The organism is Streptomyces niphimycinicus (genome assembly GCF_018883605.1).
In the GTDB taxonomy this organism is placed as follows: Bacteria; Actinomycetota; Actinomycetes; order Streptomycetales; family Streptomycetaceae; genus Streptomyces; species Streptomyces niphimycinicus.
Window position 1 is genome coordinate 1 of record NZ_JAHLEM010000035.1, and the last position, 2,159, is coordinate 2,159.

General features: G+C 73.3%; 1 protein-coding gene. It reads left to right on the forward strand.

Annotated features, from left to right (window positions below):
• Positions 1–2,159: SpnB-like Rossmann fold domain-containing protein (locus KN815_RS04175; RefSeq protein WP_216340292.1), on the forward strand; the 2,159-nt coding region annotated here is incomplete at both ends.

Below are 2,159 nucleotides of genomic sequence, written 5' to 3' on the forward strand. Positions count from 1 at the left end.
CCCGCATGGACGCCATGCTCGGTGACTTCCGCAAGGTCGTCGAGGGGCTGTCGTTCGCCCGGCCGTCCATCGCCCTGGTCTCCAATGTGACGGGCGCGGCGGCGAACGCGGACGAGGTGTGCTCGCCGGAGTACTGGGTCCGCCATGTGCGGGAGGCGGTGCGGTTCGCGGACGGCGTGCGGGCGCTCGAAGCGCAGGGCGTGTCCAGGTTCGTGGAGGTCGGTCCCGACGGCGTGCTCACCGCGATGGCGCGGGACTGCGTGGCGGACCGGCCCGAGGCGACCACCGAGCCGGTCCTGGTGCCGGTGCTGCGCAAGGACCGTCCCGAGACCCGGGCGCTGACCACGGCGCTGGCCGAACTCCATGTCCATGGCATCGCGGTGGACTGGGAGCGGCTCTTCGCCGGACGCGGCGCCCGCAAGGTCGAGCTGCCCACCTACGCCTTCCAGCGGGAGCGCTACTGGCTGGAGGCCCTGTCGTCCTTCGCCAGCGATGTCACCGCGGTGGGGCTCGTCCCGCCGACGCATCCGCTGCTGGGCGCCGCCGTCGAACTGCCCGACGCGGACGGCTTCCTGTTCACCGGCCGCCTTTCGCCGCAGACGCATCCGTGGCTGGTCGACCACATGGTCCAGGACACGATCCTGCTGCCCGGCACCGCCTTCCTCGAACTGGCCCTGCACGCCGCCGACCAGGTGGGATGCGACCGGGTCGAGGAGCTGACCCTCACCGCGCCGCTGCCGCTGCCCGAGCGGGGCGCGGCACACCTCCAACTGGCGGTGGGCGGACCGGACGAGAACGGCGCGCGCACGCTGAACGTGTACTCCCGGCTGGAAGACCCCACCATGGAGCAGCCGTGGGTTCAGCACGCCTCCGGCCTGCTCGTCCAGACCGGCGCGCCGGACGAGACCGGACAGGCCGACCTCGCCGTATGGCCCCCGGAGGGCGCGGAGCGGATCGGCATCGAGGACGTCTACGACCGGATGGCGGCGGGTGGCTTCGCCTACGGCCCGGTCTTCCAGGGGCTGCGGTCGGTGTGGATCCGTGGCGACGAGGTCTTCGCCGAGGTGCGCCTGCCGGAGGAGAACGCCTCGGACGCCGGGAAGTTCGGATTGCACCCCGCCCTGCTGGACGCGGCGATTCAGGCCGTCATGTTCGTACCCCAGGAGGAGGCGGGCCTCGCCAGGCTTCCGTTCTCCTGGACCGGCGTGTCGCTGCGGGCCACGGGCGCCTCGGAACTGAGGGTGCGCCTCAGCTCGCTGGGACCCGACTCGATCGGCCTCGCGGTGGCCGACACCAGCGGCCGCGCCGTGGCCACCGCCGACTCCCTGGTGATGCGGCTGGTCGCGGAAGGTCAGATCCAGTCGGCCGGTTCCCCGGCGGCCGGGCATGACTCGCTCTTCCGGCTGGACTGGACCCCCGTCCCCGTCGGCGCTCCGGCCCCCGCCTCCGAAGGCACCTGGGCCGTGCTGGGCACCGACGACCTGGGGGTGCTCTCCAGCTTCGCGGCCGAGGGTGCCGACGTGGCGTCCTACGCGGATCTGTCCGCGCTGCGCGAGGCGATCGACTCCGGGGCCACGGCGCCGGACGTCGTCATGGTGGCGGGCGCCGCGGAGGCGGTCGGCATCGACGACGGCGCGGACCTGGCGGGACGGGTGCGCGGCACCACGTACCGCGCGCTGGAGCTGGTGCGGACATGGGTCACCGACGACCGGTTCGACGACTCCTACCTGGTGTTCGTGACCCGCGGCGCGATGGGTGCCCAGTCCTCCGAGGAGGTGCGCACCCCGGCCGAGGCCGCCGTTTGGGGCCTGCTGCGCTCCGCGCAGACCGAGCACCCCGGGAAGTTCCTCCTGGTGGACCTGGACCCGCAGGAGCAGGGCGAGGTGTCCTCGGTGCTACGGACGGCGCTGACCGCCGGGGAGCCGCAGGTGGCCGTGCGCGACGGGCGGGTGCTCGCGGCGCGCCTCGCCCGGGTGGCCCCGGCCGAGGACCGGCCGGAGCCGGAGACCACGCCGTTCGATGGCCGTGGCACGGTGTTGATCACGGGTGGTACGGGTGGTCTGGGCGCGCTGTTGGCCCGTCATCTGGTGGTGGAGCATGGTGTGCGTTCTGTGGTGCTGACGAGTCGTCGTGGCGTGGAGGCGCCGGGTGCGGCGGAG